This is a genomic window from Serratia sp. NGAS9, assembly GCF_009905295.1.
Classification (GTDB): Bacteria; Pseudomonadota; Gammaproteobacteria; order Enterobacterales; family Enterobacteriaceae; genus Serratia; species Serratia bockelmannii.
In genome coordinates this window covers 4,299,072-4,319,885 of the sequence record NZ_CP047605.1, presented here as the reverse complement: position 1 = coordinate 4,319,885, position 20,814 = coordinate 4,299,072, and the positions used below count along the sequence as shown (strand labels likewise).

Annotated in this window: 17 protein-coding genes and 1 pseudogene; 16 read left to right on the top strand and 2 right to left on the bottom strand. The window is 61.4% G+C overall.

Annotated elements, in window-relative coordinates; genetic code table 11:
* Nucleotides 1-6 precede the first annotated feature (6 nt).
* The 5 genes from fhuA (at nt 7) to GUC32_RS20550 (ending at nt 6,395) form a co-directional block, all read left to right on the top strand.
* Nucleotides 7-2,199: a ferrichrome porin FhuA gene (gene fhuA, locus GUC32_RS20570; RefSeq protein ID WP_025304217.1), complete on the top strand. Its 2,193-nt coding sequence runs from the start codon at nt 7-9 to the stop codon at nt 2,197-2,199.
* 47 nt (nt 2,200-2,246) lie between these two features.
* Nucleotides 2,247-3,044 (top strand): Fe3+-hydroxamate ABC transporter ATP-binding protein FhuC, encoded by a 798-nt coding sequence (gene fhuC / locus GUC32_RS20565; protein ID WP_060434503.1) that lies wholly within the window; start codon nt 2,247-2,249, stop codon nt 3,042-3,044.
* Nucleotides 3,044-3,952, top strand: coding sequence for a Fe(3+)-hydroxamate ABC transporter substrate-binding protein FhuD (gene fhuD, locus GUC32_RS20560; RefSeq protein ID WP_141998950.1), 909 nt, complete (start codon nt 3,044-3,046; stop codon nt 3,950-3,952). Before fhuC ends, fhuD begins: the two co-directional genes overlap by 1 nt.
* Nucleotides 3,949-5,937: a Fe(3+)-hydroxamate ABC transporter permease FhuB gene (fhuB, locus tag GUC32_RS20555; protein WP_369435404.1), complete on the top strand. Its 1,989-nt coding sequence runs from the start codon at nt 3,949-3,951 to the stop codon at nt 5,935-5,937. Before fhuD ends, fhuB begins: the two co-directional genes overlap by 4 nt.
* 305 nt (nt 5,938-6,242) lie before the next feature.
* Entirely contained in the window at nt 6,243-6,395 is a 153-nt protein-coding gene (locus tag GUC32_RS20550) for a Hok/Gef family protein (protein ID WP_004937610.1), read from the top strand.
* Between the two features lie 123 nt (nt 6,396-6,518).
* On the opposite strand, the gene metK is transcribed toward GUC32_RS20550, so the two are convergent.
* Nucleotides 6,519-7,673 carry a methionine adenosyltransferase gene (metK, locus tag GUC32_RS20545; protein ID WP_016926681.1) on the bottom strand — a complete coding sequence of 385 codons (1,155 nt, stop codon included), beginning with the start codon at nt 7,671-7,673 and terminating at the stop codon, nt 6,519-6,521.
* Between the two features lie 898 nt (nt 7,674-8,571).
* On the opposite strand from metK, the gene speA reads away from it, so the two are divergent.
* From speA to GUC32_RS20530, 3 genes are all read left to right on the top strand, one after another.
* On the top strand, nt 8,572-10,548 hold the full coding sequence (speA, locus tag GUC32_RS20540; protein ID WP_004937600.1) for a biosynthetic arginine decarboxylase: 1,977 nt from the start codon (nt 8,572-8,574) through the stop codon (nt 10,546-10,548).
* A gap of 194 nt (nt 10,549-10,742) precedes the next feature.
* Nucleotides 10,743-11,663, top strand: a complete 921-nt coding sequence (speB, locus tag GUC32_RS20535) for an agmatinase (protein WP_004937606.1) — start codon at nt 10,743-10,745, stop codon at nt 11,661-11,663.
* Nucleotides 11,664-12,001: 338 nt separating this feature from the next.
* Nucleotides 12,002-12,154 (top strand): Hok/Gef family protein, encoded by a 153-nt coding sequence (locus tag GUC32_RS20530; protein WP_049203456.1) that lies wholly within the window; start codon nt 12,002-12,004, stop codon nt 12,152-12,154.
* A 110-nt stretch (nt 12,155-12,264) separates the two neighbouring features.
* Here GUC32_RS20530 and GUC32_RS20525 read toward each other — a convergent pair.
* Nucleotides 12,265-13,499 (bottom strand): annotated as a pseudogene (locus GUC32_RS20525) (MFS transporter).
* Between the two features lie 398 nt (nt 13,500-13,897).
* Between GUC32_RS20525 and GUC32_RS20520 the strand changes: the two are divergent.
* The 8 genes from GUC32_RS20520 (at nt 13,898) to GUC32_RS20485 (ending at nt 20,713) form a co-directional block, all read left to right on the top strand.
* The gene (locus tag GUC32_RS20520) at nt 13,898-14,215 is read left to right on the top strand and encodes a non-heme iron oxygenase ferredoxin subunit (protein WP_004937614.1); all 318 of its coding nucleotides are present in this window, start codon (nt 13,898-13,900) and stop codon (nt 14,213-14,215) included.
* 2 nt (nt 14,216-14,217) lie between these two features.
* Nucleotides 14,218-14,526 (top strand): recombinase-like helix-turn-helix domain-containing protein, encoded by a 309-nt coding sequence (locus GUC32_RS20515; protein ID WP_004937617.1) that lies wholly within the window; start codon nt 14,218-14,220, stop codon nt 14,524-14,526.
* Between the two features lie 20 nt (nt 14,527-14,546).
* Nucleotides 14,547-15,590, top strand: a complete 1,044-nt coding sequence (locus tag GUC32_RS20510) for an aromatic ring-hydroxylating dioxygenase subunit alpha (protein WP_025304204.1) — start codon at nt 14,547-14,549, stop codon at nt 15,588-15,590.
* Nucleotides 15,587-16,342, top strand: a complete 756-nt coding sequence (locus GUC32_RS20505) for an SDR family oxidoreductase (RefSeq protein ID WP_025304203.1) — start codon at nt 15,587-15,589, stop codon at nt 16,340-16,342. Before GUC32_RS20510 ends, GUC32_RS20505 begins: the two co-directional genes overlap by 4 nt.
* A 37-nt stretch (nt 16,343-16,379) precedes the next feature.
* A complete protein-coding gene (locus GUC32_RS20500) occupies nt 16,380-17,174 on the top strand; it encodes an IclR family transcriptional regulator (RefSeq protein WP_004937625.1) in 795 nt (264 codons plus the stop codon).
* Nucleotides 17,175-17,283: 109 nt separating this feature from the next.
* Nucleotides 17,284-18,225 carry a VOC family protein gene (locus GUC32_RS20495; protein ID WP_060434495.1) on the top strand — a complete coding sequence of 314 codons (942 nt, stop codon included), beginning with the start codon at nt 17,284-17,286 and terminating at the stop codon, nt 18,223-18,225.
* Nucleotides 18,222-19,433, top strand: a complete 1,212-nt coding sequence (locus GUC32_RS20490; RefSeq protein WP_369435403.1) for an NAD(P)/FAD-dependent oxidoreductase — start codon at nt 18,222-18,224, stop codon at nt 19,431-19,433. The genes GUC32_RS20495 and GUC32_RS20490 overlap by 4 nt, the downstream gene beginning before the upstream one ends.
* A 23-nt stretch (nt 19,434-19,456) precedes the next feature.
* A complete protein-coding gene (locus GUC32_RS20485; RefSeq protein ID WP_049208796.1) occupies nt 19,457-20,713 on the top strand; it encodes an MFS transporter in 1,257 nt (418 codons plus the stop codon).
* Nucleotides 20,714-20,814: the final 101 nt, after the last annotated feature.

Sequence of the window (20,814 nt, the reverse complement as noted above, 5' to 3'; positions counted from 1 at the left end):
TAAATCATGCCGACCAAGCGTCTTTCATCATCCGCGGCCAAGCAGGGCCGTCTCCCCGTCAGCGCGTTAGCGATCACCGTCGCTGCGGCGTTAGGCACGCTGGCGATGCCGGCTTTTTCCGCCGACGCCAAGCCGGCCGCCAAGGAAGACACGATTACCGTTGTGGGCGGCAGCAATTCCGCCCAGCAGGAAAGCGCCTGGGGGCCGGTCGGCACCTATGTCGCCAAACGTAGCGCCACCGGCACCAAAACCGATACGCCGATCGAAAAGAACCCGCAGTCCGTTTCCGTGGTGACGCGTGAAGAGATGGACATGCGCCAGCCGGATACGGTGAAAAGTGCTCTGGCCTATGCGCCGGGCGTATTCGCCAGCCGCGGCAGCTCCACGACCTATGACGCGGTGGCAATCCGCGGCTTCCCGGCTACCAACACCACCCAGTATCTGGATGGCCTGCGGTTGCTGGGCGACAACTACAGCGAAGCGTCCATCGATCCTTATTTCCTCGAACGCGCCGAGCTGCTGCGCGGCCCGGTCTCGGTGCTGTACGGTAAAAGCAACCCGGGCGGTTTGGTCTCGATGGTCAGCAAGCGGCCAACCACCGAGCCGCTGCGCGAAATCCAGTTCAAAATGGGTACCGATAACCTGTTCCAGACCGGTTTCGATTTCAGCGACGCGCTGGACGATCAGGGCATCTATTCCTATCGCCTGACCGGCCTGGCGAAAGACAGCGATACGCAGCAGAACATGAGCAAAGAGAAGCGCTATGCGATCGCGCCGTCCTTTAGCTGGCGCCCGGATGACAAAACCAACTTCACGCTGCTGGCCAACATTCAAAACGATCCCTATACCGGTTATTACGGCTGGTTGCCGAAGCAGGGCACGCTGATCCCATTGCCGGACGGCAGCAAACTGCCGACCGATTTCAACGAAGGCGAAGCCAGCAACTATATGGCGCGCAAGCAGCGGATGATCGGGTACAGTTTCGAACACGCCTTCAACGATACCTGGGCGGTGCGCCAGAACCTGCGTTATATGCAGGTGGACACCGATATGAAGAGCATCTACGGATTCGGCTTATCATCACCGACGACGATCAATCGCGCTTACGTTCAGTCGAAAGAGCACCTGAACAATTTTGCGGTTGATACTCAGGCGCAGGCGAAGGTGAAAACCGGCGATATCGACCATACGCTGTTGTTTGGCGTAGATTATTCGCGTATGCGCAACGATATCAATTCCGACTATGGTTCCACAGACGGCCTGAGCATGACCCAGCCGCAGTATGGCAATGATGTGGTCAATATCAACTTCCCATACAAGTACTTGAACCGTCAGGAGCAAACCGGCCTGTATCTGCAGGAGCAAGGGGAGTGGAACCAGTGGCTGTTGACGCTGGGCGGGCGCTATGACTGGGCGAAAACGTCGGCCAATAACCGCGTTCTCGGGTACACCAACGAACGCTCCGATGGGCAATTTACTTGGCGCGGCGGATTGAATTACCTGTTCGACAACGGCGTGACGCCGTATTTCAGCTACAGCGAGTCGTTTGAACCGACCCTGGATACGTCAATCAATGGCCAGACCTTTAAGCCCTCGATCGGCAAGCAGTATGAAGCCGGCGTGAAATACGTGCCGAAGGATCGCCCAATCGTGCTGACCGGCGCGCTGTATCAGCTGACCAAGAACAACAACCTGACGCCGGATCCGGATAACGCGCAGTTCAGCGTGCAGAGCGGCGAGATCCGCTCACGCGGCGTGGAGCTGGAAGCCAAGGCGGCGTTGAATGCCAACGTCAACCTGATCGCCTCCTATACCTACACCGATGCGAAATACACCAAGGACAACACCTATCAGGGCAAACCGACCGTCGAAGTGCCGAAACACATGGCGTCGCTGTGGGCGGATTATACCTTCCACGAAACGGCGGTGAGCGGTTTGACGCTGGGTTCCGGTGTGCGTTACGTCGGCTCCAGCTCGAGCTTCAACAGCGATAACACCACCTTCAAGGTGCCGGACTACACGCTGGTGGACGCCACCATTAAATACGATCTGGCGCGCTTTGGCCTGCCGGGCTCGTCCGTGGGCGTCAACATCAACAACCTGTTCGACAAGACCTACGTGTCGAGCTGCTACCGCGACTACGCCTGCTACTGGGGCGCAGAACGCCAGGTGGTCGCCACCGCAACCTTCCGTTTCTAACCGGATAGCCGGGGCGGCGCCGCGTCGCCCCGGACAAAGCAGGATCTATGCAGGACAAACTTCTTAATCCCGGCGCGGCCTTCGCGCTGGATAACGCCAGCTTCGCCGTCCCCGGCCGGGTGCTGCTGCAACCGCTGTCGCTCAGTTTTCCCCAGGGCAAAGTCTGCGGCCTGATCGGCCATAACGGTTCCGGTAAATCCACCCTGTTGAAACTGCTCGGGCGGCACCATGCGCCCAGCGGCGGCCAGGTCTTGCTCAATCGGCAGCCGTTGGCGCAGTGGGACAGCAAATCCTTCGCCCGCCAGGTGGCCTACCTGCCGCAGCAGTTGCCGGCGGCGGAAGGCATGACGGTGCGCGAGCTGGTGGCCGTCGGCCGTTATCCGTGGCATGGCGCGCTGGGGCGTTTTGGCGCCAACGATCGCCAGTTGGTTGAAGAGGCCATTTCACTGGTGGGGCTGAAGCCGTTCGCCAACCGGCTGGTGGACAGCCTGTCCGGCGGCGAGCGCCAACGCGCCTGGCTGGCGATGATGGTGGCGCAAGACAGCCGCTGCCTGTTGCTCGACGAACCGACGTCGGCGCTGGATATCGCGCATCAGGTTGAGGTGCTGGCGCTGATCCAGCGCCTGAGCCGCGAACGCGATCTCACGGTGATCGCCGTATTGCACGACATCAACATGGCGGCGCGCTACTGCGACCATTTGGTGGCGCTGCGCGGCGGTGAAATGATTGCCCAGGGCGGCCCGCTGGAACTGATGCAGGGGCCGGTGCTGGAGCAAATTTACGGTATTCCTATGGGCACGTTGCCGCACCCGAGCGGCGGCGCGCCGGTGAGTTTTGTCTACTGATGTCCTCTGCATTCACTTCTTCTCACGATCCGCTGCGCCGCCGCCTGTTGATGGCGCTGGCGCTGTCGCCGCTGTTGGGATCGTTGCCCGGGCGAGCGGCGGAGGCGCCGCCGGATATCGCGCGCGTTGCGGCGCTGGAATGGCTGCCGATCGAGCTGCTGTTGGCATTGGGCGTGACGCCGCTGGCGGTGGCCGATGTCCATAACTACAACCTGTGGGTGGCGGAGCCGAAGCTGCCGGCGACGGTGGTCGACGTCGGCCAGCGCACCGAACCGAATCTCGAACTGCTGCAGCAGCTCCAGCCTTCGCTGGTGTTGCTGTCGCAGGGCTATGGCCCGACGCCGCGAAAAATCCAACCCATCGCGCCAACCATGAGCTTCGGCTTCAACGATGGCAGCGGCAAACCGCTGACCGTCGCCCGCCAGTCGCTGCTGGCGCTGGGGCAACGATTAGGCATAGAAAGCCGGGCGATAAACCACCTGGCGCAGTTCGACCGCTTTATGCAGGACGCCCGTCAGCGCCTGCAAAGCTACACCCGCCAACCGTTGCTGCTGTTTTCCCTGATAGACACGCGCCATGCGTTGATCATCGGCCAGAAAAGCCTGTTCCAGGAAGCGATGGACCAACTGGGCATCCGCAATGCCTGGCAGGAGCCAACCGACTTTTGGGGCACGGCGGTGGTGGGGATTGAACGGTTGGCCACGGTGCGTAACGCCCGAGTCATCTATCTCGATCACGGCAATCAGGCGATGATGGACAAGGTCAGCGCGACGCCGCTGTGGCAGTCATTGCCCTTCGTGCGGCAAAACCAGCTGCGGCAGGTGCCGGCGGTGTGGTTCTACGGTGCTACGCTGTCGACGATGCGGTTTTGCCGCCTGTTGGCACAGGCTCAGGAGAGTGCGGCATGAATGCTGGCATCCGGAAATTACCGCTGACGCTGATCCTGCTGTTGCTGGCGGCGGCAGGTGGCCTGACGATATACAACCTGACGCAGCAGCTGCCGCCGGCGCAATGGGCACGGGCGATCAGCGCGCCGGACATCGACGACGTGCGGCAAATGCTGTTCCATTACAGCCTGCTGCCTCGGTTGACGGTGTCGCTGTTGGCCGGCGCCGGCCTGGGGTTGGTCGGCGTGCTGTTCCAGCAGGTGTTGCGCAATCCGTTGGCGGAACCGTCGACGCTCGGCGTGGCCGCCGGTGCGCAGCTCGGCCTGACCATCGCCACGCTGTGGGTGCTGCCGGGGGGCGAATTTACCCGCCAGCTGGCCGCTATGGTGGGTGCGATTGTGGTGGGCGGGCTGGTGTTCGGCGTCGCCTGGGGCAAGCGGATGTCGCCGGTGACGCTGATTCTGGCCGGGCTGGTGTTGGGACTGTACTGCGGCGCGGTCAACAGCTTGTTGGCGCTGTTTCATTACGATCAGCTGCAGGGCATGTTCCTGTGGGGCACCGGCGCGCTGAACCAACAGGATTGGAGCGCCGTACAGTTCCTCCTGCCGCGTTTGCTGGTGGCAGGCCTGCTGGCGGCGCTGTTGCTGCGCCCGCTGACGCTGCTGGGGCTGGACGACGGCGTGGCGCGCAACCTGGGGTTGGGGCTATCGATGGCGCGCTTCTGCGCCTTGGGGCTGGCCATCATTTTCAGCGCCATGTTGGTGAGCGCGGTGGGCGTTATCGGCTTTATCGGCCTGTTTGCGCCGCTGATGGCGAAGATGCTGGGCGCTCGCCGCCTGGCGCATCGCATGATGTTGGCGCCGTTGCTGGGGGCGTTGCTGCTGTGGCTGACCGATCAGGTGATGCTCGGGGTGACGCAGGTGTGGCGTGAGATCCCGACCGGCGCGGCCACTGCGCTGTTTGGCGCACCGCTGCTGCTGTGGCTGTTGCCGCGTTTGCGCAGCGCCACCACGCCGCCGCCGATGAACCTTGGCGACAAGGTGCCTGCCGAGCGCGGGAATCTGCCCGGCTGGATCCTGCTGGGTGGCCTCGTATTGCTGATCGGTCTGACGCTGGCGCTGATGCTGGGCAAAAATGCCGGCGGTTGGCACTGGAGCCTGGGTGCGGAGCTGGATTCCCTGCTGCCGTGGCGCTGGCCGCGGGTGCTGTCGGCGCTGGCGGCGGGCATGATGCTGGCGGTCGCCGGCACGTTGATCCAGAAATTGACCGGCAACCCGATGGCCAGCCCGGAAGTGTTGGGGATCAGCTCCGGCGCCGCTTTTGGCGTCGTGATGATGCTGTTTATGGTGCCGGGCGACGCCTTCGTTTGGCTGCTGCCCGCCGGCAGTTTGGGAGCGGCCGCTACGCTGCTGATCATCATGATCGCCGCAGGCCGCGGCGGTTTCTCGACGGAACGCATGCTGCTCGCCGGTATCGCGCTCAGCACCGCCTTTACTACCGTCATCTTCCTGCTGTTGGCCAGCGGCGATCCGCGTATGGGGGGCTTGCTGACCTGGCTCTCCGGTTCGACCTATTCGGTGGAGCCGGCGCAGGCGCTGCGTACCGCTCTGGTGGCCGCCGGCCTGATGGTATTGGCGCCGCTGTGCCGCCGTTGGTTGACCATCCTGCCGCTCGGCGGCGCCACCGCCCGCTCGGTGGGCATTGCGCTGACGCCGGCGCGGTTGACCATTTTGTTGCTGGCTGCCACCCTGACCGCCATGGCGACCCTGACCGTCGGGCCGCTGAGCTTTGTCGGGCTGATGGCGCCGCATATGGCGCGTATGCTGGGCTTCCGCCGCGCGCTGCCGCAGATGGTGATCGCCGCGCTGCTGGGCGGCTTGCTGATGGTGTTTGCCGACTGGTGCGGGCGTATGCTGCTGTTCCCGTATCAGATCCCCGCCGGGTTATTGGCGACCTTTATCGGTGCGCCGTACTTCGTTTATCTGTTGCGTAAGCAGACGTCGTAAGCTTCAGCCCTACTTTGCTTTCTCCGCCATCAAAGGCCCAGCGTTGCTGGGCCTTTTTTCAACGCCTTGCAAGGCGTTGCGTGCCGCTGCGCAAGAAAGACATTTAACGTGAAAAGGAACGCGGGAAGAGAGGGGGAGGTGAATATACTGCGGGCGGGTGCTCTGGATCTTTGTCTCTGGAGCCTGCGTGAAAGATACAAAGAGAAAAGCCCCGAGTCGATATCCATCAACCCGAGGCCTACTCTAACGCACGACAACGTTAAGTTAGCCTCTTACCCGCCGCGAGGCAAGGAGAAGAAGGCATGATGCCGAACAAACGGAGCCTGTTAAAATTGGTGGTTATTTGTGCCACGGTAATATCACTGGCATGGATAACCCGCAGCACGCTGTGTGAGCTGCGTATCCGATCGGGCACTACGGAGGTTGCGGCCATTTTGGCTTACGAATCCGAACGGTAAGGCAACCCGGCGGCGGGGGCTTTGCCTCCGCTGGCCGGCAGTCGATGCGTTGATCCAGGAGCACCCATCTGCTCAAAAAAAACGGCGAGCCCAGGCTCGCCGTTTTCATGTTGATGTCGGGGCTTATTTCAGGCCGGCGGCATCGCGCAGCAGTGCGGCTTTGTCGGTCGCTTCCCACGGGAAGTGCTCGCGGCCGAAGTGGCCGTAGGCGGCAGTTTCGCGGTAGATCGGCTGCAGCAGATCCATCATCTGGATCAGGCCGTATGGGCGCAGATCGAAGAATTCGCGCACCAGCAGCGTCAGCTGTTCGGTTGGCACTTTCTCGGTACCGAAGGTTTCCACCATGATGGAGGTCGGTTCCGCTACGCCGATAGCGTAAGACACCTGAATCTCGCAGCGATCGGCCAGGCCGGCGGCAACGATGTTTTTCGCCACGTAGCGCGCCGCGTAAGCCGCGGAACGGTCAACCTTGGACGGATCCTTACCGGAGAAGGCGCCGCCGCCGTGGCGAGCCATGCCGCCGTAGGTGTCGACGATGATCTTACGGCCGGTCAGGCCGCAGTCGCCCATCGGGCCGCCGATAACGAAACGGCCGGTCGGGTTGATGTGGTATTTGGTGCCCGCCGTCAGCCATTCCGCCGGCAGTACCGGCTTGATGATCTCTTCCATCACCGCTTCTTGCAGATCTTTCAGCGAGATGTCTTCTGAGTGCTGGGTGGACAGCACCACGGCGTCGATGCCGACGATTTTGCCGTCGTCGTACTGGAAGGTCACCTGGCTCTTCGCATCCGGGCGCAGCCACGGCAGGGTGCCGTTTTTGCGCACTTCGGACTGGCGCTGCACCAGACGGTGCGCGTAGGTGACCGGTGCAGGCATCAGCACGTCGGTTTCGTTGGTGGCGTAGCCAAACATCAAGCCCTGATCGCCAGCGCCCTGCTCGAGAGGATCGGTGCGGTCAACGCCCTGATTGATGTCCGGGGATTGTTTGCCGATGGCGCTCAAGACTGCACAGGAATTGGCGTCAAAGCCCATGTCCGAATGAACGTAGCCGATCTCGCGCACGGTCTTGCGGGTAATCTCTTCGATATCGACCCAGGCACTGGTGGTGATTTCACCGCCGACCAGCACCATACCGGTTTTCACGTAAGTTTCGCAGGCGACGCGCGCTTTCGGATCTTGTTCCAGGATGGCGTCGAGGACGGCATCGGAGATCTGGTCGGCGATTTTATCTGGATGTCCTTCGGAGACGGATTCGGACGTGAAGAGGTGTTTAGCCATTGTGTTCTTTACCTTGCATAAGACGGGTTAGAAATTACTGCACAGCGCTGGAGATCCGGCATCGAAGCGAAGGGTCTTCCGCTGATGGCGCGAGATGCATCCTGCAACGCCCCTCAGGCAAAGCCGTTAAGCAGTTTATCAGTTAACCAGTATAGATGGATTAACATCTGGACGTCTATTTTAGGTCAGGGTTTAGCCAGATTGCCAGTAATTTTTTGCGCTTTCGCTCTTTTGCGCAAACGGGTTGGCGCCATTTTCATCGCTTGAAACAGTTTTCGGCGAATTTTCATTTTGCTTTTTCACCTGCTTACCGGTATAAACTGCGCGCGCGGTTCATTTGCTGCACAGTACGGCGGTCTGGCGTGGGGGAAGGTGCGATAAACTTCCGCTTTGCATTCGCCAGCGTTGCGCTATTATCCGTCGCGGGCGTTCGCCGCTTCATCGAACGGTCACGTTCTTACACTATATTTAGAGGCTGGGTCGTTCACTCCGAACGGCGCGCGTGGAGGTGGTTGGATTAATGATCCGTTGTCTACCGGTTGTTGGTTCTCAACAGCAGTGCCGTTCTGGCGCACATTCTTCTGCTATTTCCCGTCTTGTCTCTCTGTCACTTACCAGGTGCGATAAACACTTGGCCGCTACTCAGGATTCTCGGGCCGGCTAACGGTCGTCTGAAGAACTGAACAAGGGTAGCCTGCAGCCTTCCTGTGGGATGTTTCTTGGCCCGATTCACGAGGTTTGAACAGGGTGTCTTACAATTATATGAGTGATAAACCGATCGCTGACCGCGAACGGCAGTTCTCTTCGCTGCCGCCGGCGCGGCTTGTTGGGTTGTTCTCGCGGGTTGTAGCTGCGATAGTGGCTGACGGTTTCGTCAGTAGGGAATGTGAGGCGAACCATGTCTGATGATCTGTTGATTCACCGTCCGCCGGTTGCGGGCGAGTCTTTATCTTTGCGCTCCATGCAGGAGGTTGCCATGAATGATCGGAATGCCAGCAAGATGCTGCGTACTTATAACGTCGCCTACTGGGGCAACAATTACTATGACGTCAACGAGCTGGGCCATATCAGCGTGTGCCCGGATCCGGATGTCCCGCAGGCGCGCGTCGATCTGGCAGAACTGGTGAAAACGCGCCAGCAAGACGGCCAACGTCTGCCGGCGCTGTTCTGCTTCCCGCAGATCCTTCAGCATCGCCTGCGCTCTATCAACGCCGCGTTCAAACGCGCGCGTGAATCCTTCGGCTACCAGGGCGGTTATTTCCTGGTGTATCCGATCAAGGTGAACCAACACCGCCGCGTGATTGAATCGCTGGTGAACTCCGGCGAACCGCTGGGGCTGGAAGCCGGCTCCAAGGCCGAACTGATGGCGGTGCTGGCGCATGCCGGCATGACCCGCTCGGTGATCGTCTGTAATGGTTATAAAGATCGTGAATATATTCGTCTGGCGCTGATCGGGGAAAAGCTGGGGCACAAGGTGTACCTGGTGATCGAGAAGATGTCCGAGATCAACCTGGTGCTGGAAGAGGCCGAGCGGCTGAACGTCATACCGCGCCTGGGCGTGCGTGCGCGTCTGGCATCGCAAGGCTCCGGCAAATGGCAGTCGAGCGGCGGCGAAAAATCCAAGTTTGGTCTGGCGGCGGTGCAGGTGCTGAAGCTGGTGGAGACCCTGCGTGAAGCGGGCCGCCTCGACAGCCTGCAGCTGCTGCACTTCCATTTGGGTTCGCAGCTGGCCAATATTCGCGACATCGCCACCGGCGTGCGCGAATCGGCGCGCTTCTACGTTGAGCTGCACAAGTTGGGCGTCAACATTCAGTGCTTCGACGTGGGCGGCGGCTTGGGCGTCGACTACGAAGGCACCCGTTCGCAGTCCGATTGCTCGGTCAACTACGGCCTGAACGAATATGCCAACAACGTGATTTGGGGCATCGGCGACGCCTGTAACGAACACGGCCTGCCGCACCCGACGGTGATCACCGAGTCCGGTCGCGCCGTGACCGCGCACCACACGGTGCTGGTCTCCAACGTGATTGGCGTCGAGCGCAACGAGTTCAGCGAACCGCAGCCGCCGGAAGCCGACGCGCCGCGCGCGCTGGAAAGCATGTGGGAAACCTGGCTGGAAATGAACGAGCCGGAGAACCGCCGCTCGCTGCGCGAATGGCTGCACGACAGCCAGATGGATCTGCACGACGTGCATACCCAATACGCGCACGGCATGCTGGACCTGACCAAGCGCGCCTGGGCCGAGCAGCTGTATCTGAACATCTGCAACAAGATCCAGCAGCAGCTCGATCCGAGCAACCGCGCGCACCGTCCTATCATCGACGAACTGCAAGAGCGCATGGCGGACAAGTTCTACGTCAACTTCTCGCTGTTCCAGTCGATGCCGGATGCCTGGGGCATCGACCAGCTGTTCCCGGTGCTGCCGCTGGAAGGGCTGGATAAGCCGCCGGAAGGCCGTGCGGTGCTGCTCGACATCACCTGCGACTCCGACGGCACCATCGATCATTACGTCGACGGCGACGGCGTGGCGACCACCATGCCGATGCCGCCATACGATCCGGAGAACCCGCCGGCGTTGGGCTTCTTCATGGTCGGCGCGTACCAGGAGATCCTTGGCAACATGCACAACCTGTTCGGCGACACCGCCTCGGTTGACGTGTACGTGTTCCCGGACGGCAGCGTCGAGACCGAGCTGTCCGACGAGGGCGATACCGTGGCGGACATGCTGGAGTATGTGCAGCTCGATCCGAGCGCGCTGCTGTCCAAGTTCCGCGATCAGGTCAAAGAAACCGATCTGGACAGCGAGCTGCAGGCGCAGTTCCTGGAAGAGTTTGAGGCCGGTCTGTACGGTTATACGTATCTGGAAGACGAGTAACCGCCCTCTTCAGGGGGGCGCTGTTGACCCCCTTGAAGCATGAACAAAATGCGGCCATAATCTGCCGTATCGGTAGCACCGAAACAAACATCGAACAAATCCCTTTCTCGTCGGGCTAACGACGCGGGAGGGATTTTTTTTTGTCACGGCCCGGCGTCTGCGCCCGGCAACTTGTTGAACTACGAGGGTTTACTATGAGCACCTTAGGCCATCAGTCCGATAATTCATTAGTGTCCAACGCCTTTGGTTTCCTGCGCTTTCCGCTGAACTTCATGCCTTACGACAGCGATGCAGAGTGGGTCATCACCGGCATTCCGTTTGACATGGCGACCTCCGGTCGCGCCGGCGGCCGCCATGGCCCGGCGGCCATCCGTCAGGTGTCCACCAACCTGGCCTGGGAAGGCAACCGTTGGCCGTGGAGCTTCGATCTGCGCGATCGCCTGAACGTGGTTGACTGCGGCGACATCGTGTTCAACTTCGGCGATGCGCAGGACATGAGCGACAAGCTGCAGGCGCACGCGGAGAAACTGCTGAAAGCCGGTAAGCGCATGCTCTCGTTCGGCGGCGACCACTTTGTCACCCTGCCGCTGCTGCGCGCGCACGCCAAGCATTTCGGCAAGCTGGCGCTGGTGCACTTCGACGCCCATACCGATACCTACGCCAACGGCAGCAAGTTCGACCACGGCACCATGTTCTACCATGCGCCGAATGAAGGCCTGATCGATCCGCACCACTCGGTGCAGATCGGTATTCGCACCGAGTTCGATCACGACAACGGCTTTACCGTGCTGGACGCCGCGCAGGTGAACGATCGCAGCGTGGACGACCTGCTGACCCAGATCAAGGGCATCGTCGGCGATATGCCGGTGTATCTGACCTTCGACATCGACTGCCTGGATCCGGCGTTTGCACCGGGCACCGGCACACCGGTGATCGGCGGCCTGACCTCCGATCGCGCGCTGAAACTGGTGCGCGGCATGCAGTCGCTAAACATCGTCGGCATGGACGTGGTGGAAGTGGCGCCGGCTTATGACCAGTCCGAGATCACTGCGCTGGCCGCGGCGACCCTGGGTCTGGAGATGCTGTACCTGCAGGCGGCCAAGAAACACGCCTGACGCTTGGCCACGCCTCGCTGAAAAAGCGGCTCCCATCGTATGGGGCCGCTTTTTTTATTTCATTTGTCTGTCGCCATCCGCACTGCGATTTTCAGCCTGTTGCAACGCCTTTGCGCAATCCTGCGCAGAAATGAAACTGAGTCAGTAAAAAGGAACCGGGATAACGGGGAGGATGAATATACTGCGCGCGGGTGCTCTGGATCTTTGTATCTAGAGCCTGCGTGAAAGGTACAAAGAGAAAAGCCCCGAGTCGATATTCATCAACCCGAGGCCTACTCTAACGCCAGCAACGTTAAGTTAGCCTCTTACCCGCCGCGAGGCAAGGAGAAGAAGGCATGATGCCGAACAAACGGAGCCTGTTAAAACTGGTGGTTATTTGTGCCACGGTAATATCACTGGTATGGATAACCCGCAGCACGCTGTGCGAGCTGCGGATCCGATCGGGCAACACGGAGGTTGCGGCCATTTTGGCTTACGAATCCGAACGGTAAGGCAACCCGGCGACGGGGGGTGTCCCCCGTCTGCTGGTTGTTGGCGTCCAGATCCATGAGCACCCTCTCAAGGCCATTGGCTTTCTCTGCCGCAACGGTGCGGGAACAGGCTATGCCCGTTTCACCTGGCGCGCCAGCAACATGCGGCTAAACAGCGCGCCGCCCGCCAGCAGCGTCAGCAGCTGTGAGGCAATCAGTACCGCAAAGCCCGAGGACACCTTGCCCTGGCTGGCCATCACCATGCCCATCGCCATCGGCACAAACGCCGAGAACAGATTGCCGATGCCGTTGATCAGCCCATAGGCGCTGCCTCCGGCCGCGCATAATGCTGCAGCAGAGTGGGGATTGCCGCGCCCTGTGCGCCCCAACAGGCGTTGGCCGCCAGCAGGAAGAAGGCGATCCAGCCAAGTTGATGGCTGTTCATTACGCCATAGATGCACAGTGCGGTCGCCGCGCCGCCAAAGACGAAGATCAGTGGCGCCTGATAGGGGCGGATACGATCGAGCAGCACGCCGCCGAGGTATTTTGAGGCGATGCTGACGATGAAAGGCAGTGCGGCCATCCATCCCATCTGCTTGATGGAGAATCCTTTTTCATCAGTCAGGTAAGCCGGCAGCCAGGCGCTGGATCCCCACAGGTAGCTGAGCGTGGCGATCTCGATCAGCAGGATCCAACCGAGCATCGGTGTGCGCCAGGCCAGCGCGAAGGTGTGCCAGACGCGGCTCAACACCGGCTGAGGATCGGCGGGGCGTGAAGATGAGGGTAAGGCGAGCGGATGAACGAACAGCCGCACCAGCGCCAGGCCCAACAGCAGGTTGAGCAGTGCCAGCAGGTGAAACGACATCGCCCACCCGAAGTGCGCCATCAGAAAACTCACCAGCGGAAAGCCGATCACCAGCCCCAACGAGACGCCCAGCGCGCTGACCGCGTTGGGTTTGCCACGCTCGTCGGCGGCGAAATGATCGCTGATGTACATGGTCTTGAGCGAGAACAGCGGCCCTTCGCTGACGCCAAGCAGCGCGCGCACCGCGCACAGCAACAGCAGCGATCCCGCCAGCGGCGACGCGGCGGTGAGCAGCGCCCACATCACGACGCTCAGCGTCAGCGCGCGGCGGTAACCCATCAGCGTTTCCAGAAACGGCGTCAGCAACATGGCGGACAGGCCGTAACCGAGTAAAAACACCGTCATCAGCGTGCCCTGATGGGCGCGGTCACCGCCGAGTTGAAAGTGTTGCAGGAAGTCGGGATTGACCAACATCACGGCGATATTAACCCGATCCGCATAGGCGATAACGATCAGAAACAGCAGGGCGATCACCCCAAACCAGCGTTGACGTTGTTGCACGGCGCGTTCCTCAGTGCGAGCGGTTGACGAATTCAGGCAGCAGTAAACTCGCCCGCGGAGGCCATTACGCGCAAACGCGGGGGACGAGGCTGATTAATGTAAATTAATTGTTATTAAATTGAGTGTAAAAGACAGTGAGAAAACACTTTTACGCGCAATGCGCCGCCGGGATCAACGCATTTTTTGCCATAAATTAGCGGAAGAGCGCACAACTGACATAGGTTTTTCATATCGGTGCATGATTTCGTGATCCCTCCCGCATTTGTCATTTTTAAACAACCTTTCATTAACATTTGCCGTTCCGCTCGCTTGACGAAAGTTTCGCCAGACTTATAGTGGCTGTATTAAATAAGAAACTGAGTTTCATATATGAAACAATCAGATAGAGGATAAAAGCAATGAGCTGGAAGAATGTGTGCGAAGTGTCTCAGGTGAAAGAAGATTTTCCTTTCTCCGGCAAAGTGGAAGGAAAAGAGATCGGGGTGTACCTGCTCGACGGTAACTACTACGCGCTGGAAGACGTCTGCCCGCATGCTTATGCCTTGCTCAGCCAGGGGTTTGTAGACGACGGCAAGGTTGAGTGCCCGCTGCACGAAGCGCTGTTTGACGTGCGCACCGGCCAGTGCCTGCGCGAGCCAGGCGGCCGCGATCTGCAAACCTATCCCACCCGGGTGGTCGACAACCAAATCCAGATCACCTTTATCGCGGAGGAGTAATCATGCAGCACATCACCGATTTCAATCCCTGGCTGCCGGACACCCAACAGGTGACGCCGGCCCGCGAAGGCGGCAACGGCCAAATCCATCAGCCGGGCCAGTTCCGCAATGTCATCTGGCAAAACCGCGCCCGGGTGCCGGACGGTTTCGAAACCGCGCTGGTGGCGGCGCTGGAAACGATCTTCGATCAGGGGGCGGAAGAGCTGGAGCAGATCGTCAGCGCGTTGAATCAGCGCCGCCTGTTCGATCGCAGCGGCCAACCGTGGAATGAGGCGACGTTCCGCGAATTCCTTCACGTTAACGGTTTCTGAGCCACATCCGGGAGAAGACAATGACAGCAAACACAACATCCTCCGAACAGAGCCTGCAGGACTATCTTGACCAGGGATTGCGCGGCATGTGGTATCCGGTGCTGGCCAGTTGGGAAGTGGGCAACAACCCGGTCGGCATCACCCGTCTCGAGCAGCAAATCGTGGTGTGGCGCGACGGTGAAGGCCAGATCCACGCGTTGGAAGATCGCTGCCCGCACCGCGGCGCGCGGCTTTCCATGGGGTGGAACCTCGGCGATCGTATCGCCTGCTGGTATCACGGGGTGGAAGTCGGCGGAGACGGGACGGTGAAAGACGTGCCGGCGGTGGATCGCTGCCCGCTGGTGGGGCAAAAATGCCTGCGGTCTTACCCGGCCAAAGAAGCCTACGGCGCAGTGTTTCTCTATTTCGGCGTGACGGCGGATGAAGCGCCGGCGGAGCTGACTTTCCCGCAAGAGCTGGCGGACGAAGCGTCGTACAGTAATTTTCTGTGTACCGCCAGCTGGGACTGCAACTACCAGTACGCATTGGAAAACGTGATGGATCCGATGCACGGCACCTACCTGCACTCTTCCTCACACTCGATGGCGGAAGGCGATCGCAAGGCGGATATGGGGCTGGAGCCGACCGACAGCGGGTTTATCTTCAAAAAGAACGGACAGATCGGGGTTAACTTCGACTGGGTGGAATTCGGCAGCAGCGGCGCGTATTGGATGCGCCTGTCGATCCCGTACAAGAAGCGCTTTGGGCCGGGTGGTCACTTCTGGATCATCGGCATGGTGGTGCCGGAAGATAAGGATCACTGCCGGGTGTTCTTCTGGCGCATCCGTAAGGTCAAAGACTGGCAGCGCGACATGTGGCGCTTCATGTACCGTAATCGCCTGGAATCGTTGCATTGGGACGTGCTCGAGCAGGATCGCATCGTGCTCGAGAACATGGCGCCTAACGCCCGCGGCCGCGAATACCTGTACCAGCACGACGTCGGTCTTTCTCGCCTGCGCCGCCTGATGCAGAAAGAGGCGCAGAAACAGCTGGCGACGCTGCGCGAGCGGGAGGCGGCGCAGTGAACGGCTTGCTGGACGGCAAGCGCATCGTGGTCACCGGTGCGGCGCGCGGCCTGGGCTACAGCTTTGCCGCCGCCATCGCCGCAGCAGGCGCGCAGGTGGTGATGTGCGACATCTTGGCGGATGAGCTGGCGGCGAGCGGCGCCGCGCTGCGCGAGCAGGGCGCTCGGGTGGAAACGCAGACGATCGATCTGGCCTCACCGGATTCGATCCGCTTGGCGTTCGAGAAGATCGCCGCTGGCGGCGGGATCGACGGTCTGGTGAACAACGCGGCGCTGGCGACCGGCGTCGGCGGTAAAACCATGATGGAATACGATATCGATCTGTGGGATCGCGTGATGCAAGTCAACGTGCGCGGCACCTGGCTGGTGAGCCAGGCGGCGGTGCCGCTGCTGGCGCGCAATCCGCACGCCAAGATCGTCAACGTGGCGTCGGACACCGCGCTGTGGGGCGCGCCGCGCCTGATGGCCTATGTCGCCAGTAAAGGCGCGGTGATCGCGATGACCCGATCGATGGCGCGCGAGCTGGGCCCGCAGGGTATCTGCGTCAACGCCATCGCGCCGGGCCTGACGCGAGTGGAAGCCACTGAGTATGTGCCCGCCGAGCGCCATCAGCTGTACGAGCAGGGGCGCGCGCTGGCCGGGGCGCAGCACCCGGACGATGTGAACGGTACGGTACTTTATCTGCTGTCGTCGCTGGCGGATTTCGTCACCGGCCAACTGCTGCCGGTCAACGGCGGCTTCGTATTCAACTGACGGCCCGCAGGGCAGGCGCACAGCGCAGGAGCGAGAGATGGCGGACGAGCAAGCATGTAAGTATCTGATCCCGGGACTGGATCGCGGGTTGCAGTTGCTGCTGGCGTTTGGCGAGCAGCATAAGGAAATGACTTTTGCCGAGTTGCATCGCCTGGTCGATATGCCGAAGGCCACCGCCTACCGCGTGGTGCAGACGCTCGAGCACCTGGGCTTTCTGGAGCGCAATCCGCGCACCAATACCTTCGCACTGGGCATCAAGGTGCTGCGTCTCGGTTTTGAATACATCGCGTCGCTGGACGTCGCGCAGGCCGGCCAGCCGGTGATCGAGCAGTTGCGCGATCGCAGCCAGTGCAGCAGCCATCTGGCGATCCGCGACGGGCGCGACGTGATCTATATCGCCCGCGTCAGCGCCGCCGGTTCACAGATCAATCAGGTCAGCGTCGGCACCCGCTTGCCGGTGCACCAAACCTCGCTCGGCCGCATGTTGTTGACCAGCGCCACCCGCAGCGAGTTCGAACAACTCTATCCGGACGCGCAGCTGCCGGGCAACGCGCCGGGCACCCCGGCGGATCGCGAAACGCTGTGGCAGATGGTGCAGCAAGACAAGGCGCGCGGCTATGTGATCGGCGAATCGTTCTTCCGCCACGGCATCTCCTCGATCGTCTACCCGATCTTCAACCGCGAGCAGCGGGTCGAGGCGGTGGTCAGCATCATGGTGCCGTCCGATGAGATCCCGAAAGCGGATCGCGAGCGGCTGCGCATGGAAGTGCGCGACGCGGCGGAGAAAATTTCTGGCTTCCTCGGCGCGCCGCCGCAGGCCAACGTCGGCTAACCGACAGGACCGACTCTTTCACTCAGGCAGGGATAAGGCCCACAGTAAACAGGGGCCGGGGTTCACTCATGCCTGAAAACCGTATGCAGCGAGAACGTGAGGCTGAACAATGAGCGTAATCGGAATCGAAAAACTGGAATTTGGCGTCGAAAATCTGCCAACCTGCGAAAAATTCATGCAAGACTTCGGCCTGCAGCCCGCCACGCAACATTGGGGCGAACCGCAGCGCGAATTCACCACCCTGAGCGGGGCGCAGGTTGTCCTGTACCCGTTGCAAAGCGCGGCGCTGCCTGCGGCGTTTGAAGGCGGTTCTACCCTGCGCCGCATGACCTGGGGCGTGGGCTCACCCGCCGATCTGGCGCGCCTGCAGCCGCGTTTGGCGTTGATGCCCGGCTTCCGTCAGGTGGGAGAAGAGCTGGAATGCCTCGATCCCAACGGCATGACGCTGCGCTTCGTCGTCAGCCGCCAGCAGGCGGTTGAGGTGCCGGTCACGCCGATCAACCAATGGGGCGACGTGCGCCGCATCGATCAACCCAGCCCGGTCTATTCGCAGGCGCAACCGATCAATATTGGCCACGTAGTGTTCTTCGTTGAAGATCTGGCGGCGACCGAGCGTTTCTATCGCGAGCTGTTGGATTTCCAGGTTTCCGATCGCTATATCGATCGCGCCGTCTTCCTGCGCACCCAGGCGCGCGGCGGCCACCATAATCTGTTCCTGCTGAAGCTGCCTAACCGCCCACGCGGCCTGAACCATGTGGCGTTCACCGTGCGCGATATCCACGAAGTGATTGGCGGCGGCATCGCCATGAACAAAGAGCAGTGGAGCACCTTTATCGGCCCCGGCCGCCACCCGATCTCCTCGGCCTATTTCTGGTACGTCAACAGCCCGACCGGCGGCGCGTTCGAGTATTACACCAACGACGATTATCTGACGGAAAACTGGCAGCCGCGCGAGCTGGAGCATTCGCTGGTCTCCTTCACCGAATGGGCGGTAGAGGGCGGCATCGATCACGATACGCGCCGCCAGCATAAAAAGGCGCAAGCGTTATGAACCGGCCAGAACAGACGGGCATCGTCATCGTCGGCGGCGGCCAGGCCGGCGGCTGGGCGGCCAAGACGCTGCGCGACCGCGGTTACAGCGGCCGGCTGACGGTGGTCAGCGACGAGCCCTACGATTTTTACGAGCGGCCGCCGCTGTCGAAAGCGGCGCTGCTGGATGCCGCGGCTCCCCTCAGTCGGCTGTTCAGCGAACAGGCGGTGGCGGAGCTGAATATCGACTGGCGTCGCCCGCTGCGCGCCGAGTCCATCGACGCTGAACAGCAAATCGTCACGCTCAGCGACGGGCAACGGCTGCAGTTCGAGCAGCTGCTGATCGCTACCGGCGGGCGGCCGCGTGTGCCGGGCGCCGCCTGGGCGCAGCATCCGCGCGTGATGACGCTGCGTTCCTGGGACGATGCGGCCCGGTTGCGGCAGGGCCTGCAAGGTTGCCGCCGTCTGGCGATCGTCGGCGGCGGTTGGATCGGGCTGGAGATCGCCGCTTCTGCGCGCCGTCTCGGCGCCGAGGTGACGGTGTTTGAACGCCAGCCCGCGCTATGCATGCGCAGCGTCGGCGCCGATGTCTCGCAGGCGTTGCTCGAACTGCATCGCCGGCAGGGCGTTACGGTGTTGTGTGGCTGCGGCGAGATCTCGCTGGAAGATCGCGACGGCGCCGCCTGGATCGGCAGCGAAGTCAGCGATCCGCAGGCCTTCGATCTGGTGGTGGTGGGGATCGGCGTCGAGCTGAATCTCGAACTGGCGCGCAGCGCCGGGCTGGCGATCGAGTCCGGCATCGTGGTCGACGGCCAAGGGCGTACCAGCCATCCGGCGATCTTCGCCGCCGGCGACGTGGCGCGCCACCCGACGCTTGGCCTGTGCCTGCAGTCCTGGGCCTACGCGCAAAATCAGGCCATCAGCACCGCCTGCGCGATGCTCGACGCCTTTGCCGCTCCGTATGACGACGTGGCCTGGCTGTGGTCGGATCAATATGACGTCAATATCCAGATCCTCGGCGTGCCGAGCGGCGGCGTGCACCATGTGGTGCGCCGCACGCCGCAGTCGCATGTGTTCTTCACGCTGAACGCCGATCGGCAGCTGGTGCAGATGGTGGCGTTCAACGACGCGCGCACCATCAAGCTCGGCAAGCGCTGGTTGGCGAGCGGCCGGGTGCTGGATCCGCAGCAGCTGGCGGATGCGGAGTTTTCTTTGATGGCGTTGAAATAACGCCCGAACCTCGGGAGCGTTTTATGACTACGCAAGACATTGACGCCCGCGCTGGACGGGCGGGGGAAGCCGTTGCCGAAAATCCGCAGCAACGGGTGCGCTGGTCGGTGCCGATCGCGCTGTTCGCCTGCGTGCTGCTGGCGTTTTTCGACAAGATCAGCATCGCGGCGCTGTTTTCCGACGCCGAGTTTCAGCAGGCGTTAGGGATCGGCTTTGACCCGGCGCGGCTGGGCTTGCTGATGAGCGCGTTTCTGTTCTCCTACGGCATCTCCTCGATGCTGCTCAGCGGCATCGGCGATCGGCTTAACCCGGTAAAAGTATTGATTGGCATGATGGTGGTGTGGGGCGTGCTGATGGTATTGATGGGGCTGGTGCGTTCCTATCACGCCATGATGACGCTGCGCATTCTGCTCGGCATCGCCGAAGGGCCGCTGCTGCCGATGGCCTACGCCATTATTCGTCAGGCCTTTCCGCCGCAGCTGCAGGCGCGCGCCACCATGCTGTGGCTGCTCGGCACGCCGCTCGGGGCCGCGCTCGGCTTCCCGGTCACCCTGTACATCCTCAATACCTTCGACTGGCAGACCACCTTCTTCTTTATGGCGTTTCTGACGCTGCCGGTGATGTTGCTGGTGCTGTTCGGCATGCGCCACCTGAACGTCTCGCGCCCGGCGGCGGCGGCCAAGCCGGCGGTGTCCGAACGCAAACAGCACCGCCGCGAGCTGCTGCGCAGCCCGCATTTCTGGATGATTTGCCTGTTCAATATCGCCTTCCTGACCTACCTGTGGGGCATGAACGGCTGGTTGCCGAGCTACCTGATCAAGGGCAAAGGCATTCATCTGGAGCATGCCGGTTACCTCTCTTCGCTGCCGTTCATCGCCATGCTGCTCGGCGAAGTGCTGGGCGCCTGGCTGTCGGACAAGCTGGATCGGCGCGCGCTGGCCTGCTTCCTGTCGCTGTGCGGCGCGGGCCTCGGCCTGGCGGTGGTGCTGCACCTGCAGGGCACCTACAGCGTGATTGCGGCCATGGCCTTCAGCACCTTTATGTGGGGCGCCGGCGCGCCGAATATTTTCGCGCTGTTGGCGAAGGCGACCAGCAGCAAGGTCAGCGCCACCGCCGGCGGCATTTTCAACGGACTGGGCAATTTTGCCGGCGCGCTGGCGCCGGTGCTGATGGGGGCGTTGATCGCCGCCACCGGCAATATGGATAACGGCCTGCTGTTCCTGGTGGTGATGGCGTTCGTCGGCTGCCTCATTCTGCTGCCGTTGCTGAGAAAGTACTGAATTAACAATTGCTAAGCCCAATGGATTTCATGCTGTGGCTAGGCGGCAAGTTCGTGAGTCTCCAGGAGCTTACTGCGGTAAGTGACTGGTGTGAACGAATG

Excerpts from the sequence above, each read along its gene's own strand:
- fhuA (WP_025304217.1), top strand. The coding sequence starts at position 7 with ATGCCGACCAAGCGTCTTTCATCATCCGCGGCCAAGCAGGGCCGTCTC.
- fhuC (WP_060434503.1), top strand. The coding sequence starts at position 2,247 with ATGCAGGACAAACTTCTTAATCCCGGCGCGGCCTTCGCGCTGGATAAC.
- fhuD (WP_141998950.1), top strand. The coding sequence starts at position 3,044 with ATGTCCTCTGCATTCACTTCTTCTCACGATCCGCTGCGCCGCCGCCTG.
- fhuB (WP_369435404.1), top strand. The coding sequence starts at position 3,949 with ATGAATGCTGGCATCCGGAAATTACCGCTGACGCTGATCCTGCTGTTG.
- GUC32_RS20550 (WP_004937610.1), top strand. The coding sequence starts at position 6,243 with ATGCCGAACAAACGGAGCCTGTTAAAATTGGTGGTTATTTGTGCCACG.
- metK (WP_016926681.1), bottom strand. The coding sequence starts at position 7,673 with ATGGCTAAACACCTCTTCACGTCCGAATCCGTCTCCGAAGGACATCCA.
- speA (WP_004937600.1), top strand. The coding sequence starts at position 8,572 with ATGTCTGATGATCTGTTGATTCACCGTCCGCCGGTTGCGGGCGAGTCT.
- speB (WP_004937606.1), top strand. The coding sequence starts at position 10,743 with ATGAGCACCTTAGGCCATCAGTCCGATAATTCATTAGTGTCCAACGCC.
- GUC32_RS20530 (WP_049203456.1), top strand. The coding sequence starts at position 12,002 with ATGCCGAACAAACGGAGCCTGTTAAAACTGGTGGTTATTTGTGCCACG.
- GUC32_RS20520 (WP_004937614.1), top strand. The coding sequence starts at position 13,898 with ATGAGCTGGAAGAATGTGTGCGAAGTGTCTCAGGTGAAAGAAGATTTT.
- GUC32_RS20515 (WP_004937617.1), top strand. The coding sequence starts at position 14,218 with ATGCAGCACATCACCGATTTCAATCCCTGGCTGCCGGACACCCAACAG.
- GUC32_RS20510 (WP_025304204.1), top strand. The coding sequence starts at position 14,547 with ATGACAGCAAACACAACATCCTCCGAACAGAGCCTGCAGGACTATCTT.
- GUC32_RS20500 (WP_004937625.1), top strand. The coding sequence starts at position 16,380 with ATGGCGGACGAGCAAGCATGTAAGTATCTGATCCCGGGACTGGATCGC.
- GUC32_RS20495 (WP_060434495.1), top strand. The coding sequence starts at position 17,284 with ATGAGCGTAATCGGAATCGAAAAACTGGAATTTGGCGTCGAAAATCTG.
- GUC32_RS20490 (WP_369435403.1), top strand. The coding sequence starts at position 18,222 with ATGAACCGGCCAGAACAGACGGGCATCGTCATCGTCGGCGGCGGCCAG.
- GUC32_RS20485 (WP_049208796.1), top strand. The coding sequence starts at position 19,457 with ATGACTACGCAAGACATTGACGCCCGCGCTGGACGGGCGGGGGAAGCC.